Source organism: Azospirillum sp. B506, assembly GCF_000333595.1.
In the GTDB taxonomy this organism is placed as follows: domain Bacteria; phylum Pseudomonadota; class Alphaproteobacteria; order Azospirillales; family Azospirillaceae; genus Azospirillum.
In genome coordinates, this window is record NZ_BADK01000717.1 from 1 (window position 1) to 4,807 (window position 4,807).

The 4,807-nt window shown below is 67.1% G+C and carries 4 protein-coding genes and 1 pseudogene; all 5 read right to left on the bottom strand.

What is annotated here, in order from left to right:
• Positions 1 to 465, bottom strand: a pseudogene (locus tag I71_RS21455) (formate dehydrogenase subunit gamma); the annotation flags it as partial.
• A 127-nt stretch (positions 466 to 592) separates the two neighbouring features.
• The gene (locus I71_RS21460; protein ID WP_042697887.1) at positions 593 to 787 is read right to left on the bottom strand and encodes a hypothetical protein; all 195 of its coding nucleotides are present in this window, start codon (positions 785 to 787) and stop codon (positions 593 to 595) included.
• Positions 784 to 1,461, bottom strand: coding sequence for a formate dehydrogenase FDH3 subunit beta (gene fdh3B / locus I71_RS21465; RefSeq protein ID WP_042697890.1), 678 nt, complete (start codon positions 1,459 to 1,461; stop codon positions 784 to 786). The genes I71_RS21460 and fdh3B overlap by 4 nt, the downstream gene beginning before the upstream one ends.
• A gap of 18 nt (positions 1,462 to 1,479) precedes the next feature.
• Positions 1,480 to 4,380 carry a formate dehydrogenase subunit alpha gene (locus I71_RS21470; RefSeq protein ID WP_042697893.1) on the bottom strand — a complete coding sequence of 967 codons (2,901 nt, stop codon included), beginning with the start codon at positions 4,378 to 4,380 and terminating at the stop codon, positions 1,480 to 1,482.
• A gap of 13 nt (positions 4,381 to 4,393) precedes the next feature.
• Positions 4,394 to 4,630: a formate dehydrogenase gene (locus I71_RS21475; RefSeq protein WP_042697896.1), complete on the bottom strand. Its 237-nt coding sequence runs from the start codon at positions 4,628 to 4,630 to the stop codon at positions 4,394 to 4,396.
• Between the last annotated feature and the right edge of the window lie 177 nt (positions 4,631 to 4,807).

Sequence of the window (4,807 nt, forward strand, 5' to 3'; positions counted from 1 at the left end):
GAAGGCGAGCACGACGAAGCTGCCGGCGGTCATCCAATGCACACCGCGCCCGTAGGCGTTGAAGCGCTCGATGGTGCGGCCGGTCTTCTCGCCGTCGATGCGGATGCGCCCGCGGATAAGGAAGAACAGCGCCAGCAGAGCCAGGATGCCACCCAGCACCCAGGAACCGTACTCGCTGAGCGGACCGTTGCGCACGGCACGCCACGCCTCGCCTTCCGATTGGATCAGGACGCCGGCCTGCTTGTTGGGAATCGAAACGGTGCCGCGCTCGCCCAACCGGATGCCGTGCCAGCTGTCGCCACGGCTCTGGCCCGGGATCTGCGTCGGCACCATCGGCCCGTCGCGGTCGACCTGCTGTTCCGCCACCGGACCGCCGACGCGGACGCTGGATTGCGCAGCCGCCGGCAGCGCGAGGCCGCCGGCAAGGCCGATCCCGAGCAGCAGAGCGGCGACAGCCGACTTCATGCGGTGACCTTCCATCGGACGCTCCCCAGAGTCTGTGAGATGCTCAATGAAGCATCTCACAGACTCTAACCATTTGACTTCCCGTGCGATTCACACTTCGGACGTTTCCGCCCAAAATGATCGCGCTCTATCGCACACCCTGATAGGCGGTGCGCTGTTGCAGCGCCCGCACCTGCTCGGCGGTCAGCGGCGTGTCGGCCGCGCCCTGGTAGACACCCTTGTCCAGATGGATCGGGCGCGGTGCCGCGTCCTCCTGGCACCCGGCCAGCAGGAGCGCGGCGCCGAACGCCAGCAGAGCAGTCCGCGCAACGGTCACCGTCACAGCCCCTGCTTCTGCACCGGCAGGCCGCCGGCGGCACCGCCGGTGCCCTGGAATACTGAGCCGCCGGGCTGGTCGCGCTCCTGACCCGATCTGGTCTGATAGGCGGTGTTCCAACCCCAGGCGCCGGAGCCGAAGCCGCGGGCGGCGACGCGCTCGCGGTAGATGTCCGACACCTTGTCGGCATCGCCGGCCAGCAGCGCCTTGGTCGAGCACATCTCGGCGCAGAGCGGCAGCTTGCCTTCGGCCAGACGGTTGCGGCCATACTTCTTGAACTCGGCCTCCGAATTGTCAGGCTCGGGACCGCCGGAGCAGAAGGTGCACTTGTCCATCTTGCCGCGGGTGCCGAAGTTGCCGGCTTGCGGATACTGCGGCGCGCCGAACGGGCAGGCGTAGAAGCAATAGCCGCAGCCGATGCAGAGGTCCTTGTTGTGCAGGACCACGCCTTCGGCGGTCTGATAGAAGCAATCGACCGGGCAGACCGCCTTGCAGGGGGCGTCGGAGCAATGCATGCAGGCGACCGAGATCGTCCGCTCCCCCGGCTTGCCGTCGTTGATCGTCACGACGCGGCGGCGGTTGATGCCCCAGGGAACCTCGTTCTCGTTCTTGCAGGCGGTGACGCAGGCATTGCACTCGATGCAGCGCTCGGCGTCGCACAGGAATTTCATCCGGGCCATGGTTCAAACTCCCGCGCGTCACGCCGCCTGGATGCGGCAAAGGGTGGTCTTGGTTTCCTGCATCTGGGTCACCGAATCGTAGCCGTAGGTGGTCGCCGTGTTGGCGGCCTCGCCGAGCACGATGGGGTCGGCCCCGGCCGGGTATTTGGAGCGCAGATCCTGCCCCTGATACACGCCGCCGAAATGGAAGGGCATGAAGGCGACGCCGCGGCCGACCCGTTCGGTCACCATGGCCTTGACCTTCACCTTGCCCTTCTCGGGCCCCTCGACCCAGACCAGCTGGCCGTCCTTGACGCCGGCATTGTTGGCGTCGAACGGGTTGATCTCGACGAACATGTCCTGCTGCAACTCGGCCAGCCAGGGGTTGGAGCGCGTCTCGTCGCCGCCGCCCTCATATTCGACCAGACGGCCGGAGGTGAGGATGATCGGATAGTCCTTCGACACGTCGCGGTCCTGGATCGACTTGTACAGAGTCGGAACGCGCCAGGACTTGGTGTCCTTGTAGGTCGGATAGCTGGCGACCAGATCGCGGCGCGGGGTGTAGAGCGGCTCGCGGTGGATCGGAACCGGGTCCGGAAAGTTCCAGGCGACGCAGCGGGCCTTGGCGTTGCCCGGCGGGTTCAGGCCGTGCTTGATCGCCACGCGCTGGATGCCGCCTGACAGGTCGGTGGTCCAGGACACCGCGCCGATCTTGTCGCCGCCGATCTTCTGGATGACCGCCAGTTCCTCCGGCGTCAGGTCGGCGTCGAAGCCCAGCTTCTGGAGCATCGCCATGGTGACTTCCGGATAGCCGTCCTTGATCTCCGACCCTTCCGGATAGGAGCCCTCGGCCAGCAGCGTCACGCCGTTGCGCTCCACCCCGAAGCGGGCGCGGAAGGCACCGCCGCCCTGGGCGACCGGCAGCGAGGTGTCGTAGAGGTTGGCCGAGCCCGGATGCTTCATCTCCGGCGTGCCCCAGCACGGCCAGGGCAGGCCGAAGTAATCGCCGTCGCACGGGCCACCGACGGCGCGCAGCGTCGTCTTGTCGAAGGTGGCCTGATGCTGCATGTGCAGCTTCAGACGCTCCGGCGACTGGCCGGTGTAGCCGACCGACCACATGCCGCGGTTCCACTCGCGGGTGATGTCCTCGATCGACGGCTCGTTGCCGTTGACCTTGATGTTCTTGACCAGATCCGCCGCGAAGCCGAACTTCCTGGCGAAGAGATACATGATCTCGTGGTCGGTCTTCGCCTCGAACAGCGGCTCGACGATCTTCTCGCGCCATTGCACCGAACGGTTGGACGCGGTTGCGGAACCGGAGGTCTCGAACTGCGTTGCCGCCGGCAGCAGGTAGAAGTTGTCCTTACGGTCGGGTAGCACCGCGGTCATCGTCGGGTACGGATCGACGACGACCAGCAGGTCCAGCTTCTCCATCGCCTTCTTCATGTCGGGCAGACGGACCTGGCTGTTCGGCGCGTGGCCCCAGAAGACCATGCCCTTGACCGGATTCGGCTGGTCCAGATTCTCCTTGGCCTCCAGCACGCCGTCGAACCAGCGCGACACCGGGATGCCGGTGCTCTCCATCAGCGCCTTGGAGCCGAAGCGCTTCAGGATGTCGTCATAGGGGAGATCCCAGACGCGCGCCCAGTGGCGCCACGCGCCCTCGGCCAGACCGTAATAGCCGGGCAGGCTGTCGGAGGTGACACCGAAGTCGGTGGCACCCTGGACGTTGTCGTGGCCGCGGAAGATGTTGGTGCCGCCGCCCGACACGCCGACATTGCCGAGCGCCAGCTGCAGCACGCAATAGGCACGGGTGTTGTTGTTGCCGATGTGATGCTGGGTGCCGCCCATGCACCAGACCAGCGTGCCCGGACGGTTGGAGGCCAGCGTGCGGGCGACGCGCTTCAGCTGCGAACCCGGAACGCCGGTGACGCGCTCCACCTCTTCCGGCGTCCACTTGGCGACCTCGGCGCGGATGTCGTCGAAGCCGTAGACGCGCTTGGCGATATAGTCCTTGTCCTCCCAGCCGTTCTGCAGGACGTGCCAGAGGATGCCCCAGACCAGCGCCACGTCGGTGCCGGGACGGAAGCGGATATACTCGTTGGCGTGGGCGGCGGTGCGGGTGAAGCGCGGATCGGCGACGATCAGGGGGGCGGCGTTCTGCTCCTTCGCCTTCAGCACATGCATCATGGCGACGGGATGCGCCTCGGCGGCATTCGAGCCGATGAAGAACAGCGCCTTCGACTTCTGGATGTCGTTGTAGCTGTTCGTCATGGCGCCGTAGCCCCAGACGTTGGCCACGCCGGCCACGGTGGTGGAGTGGCAGATGCGCGCCTGATGGTCGACGTTGTTGGTGCCCCAGAGTGCGGCGAACTTGCGGAACAGATAGGCCTGCTCGTTGCTGTGCTTGGCCGAGCCGAGCCAGAACACCGAATCCGGGCCGGACTGCTCGCGGATCGCCAACAGCTTGCTGCCGACCTCCTCGATGGCCTGGTCCCAGGAAATCCGGGTCCATTTGCCGTCGACCATCTTCATCGGATAGCGCAGGCGGCGCTCGCCATGGGCGTGCTCGCGCACCGAGGCGCCCTTGGCGCAGTGCGAACCGAGGTTGATCGGGCTGTCGAAGCCGGGCTCCTGCCCGATCCAGACGCCGTTCTGCACTTCGGCGATGACGGTGCAGCCGACCGAGCAGTGGGTGCAGACCGACTTGACCTGCTTCACCGGCGCACCGGCGACGGCGGCCGCGGTGGCGGCATCGGCCTTCTTCACCATGCCGAAGGGCATGGCCGACGCCAGCGCGGCGCCACCGGCGGCGATGCCGGACGTGCGCAGGAAGGCGCGGCGGTCCACCGTGACGCCGGTGGACGATGCCAGCGTCTGGGTCAGGGTACGGGCGAGGTGGCGGCCGCCGGAGGTGGCCGAGCTTTTCTTGATGAGCATCGGGGCGTTCCTCTTAGAAGCGGCTGACTTCGTAGACCTTCCGGACATGGTCGGTCTCGCGGTAGCCCGTGGAGGTCGTCTCTGCCGGGGCGGCCTCGGCCGTGCCGCCGGTGGCGGTCACGCCGACGGCGACGGCGCCCAGCGCGCCGACGCCGAGACCGGCGACCCGGAACAGGTCGCGCCGGGCGAGAGACGTATCCTTGCCCTGTTTGGCTGCTTCATCCGTGGCTTTGACCGCGTTCCGCGTCATGGCTCCGCTCCTCACCTTCAGGCCGCAAGGTCGAAGGCGCGCGCCTCGACCGCCAGAAAACTCCGTCCGACCGCACCGACCGCCCGATAGAAGCGGCCCGACGGCGAGGTCTCCAAATCCGCAAAGAACCGCCCGGCCCAGGAGCCGACATGGCGGTCGAAAAAGCCCGCTGCCCGT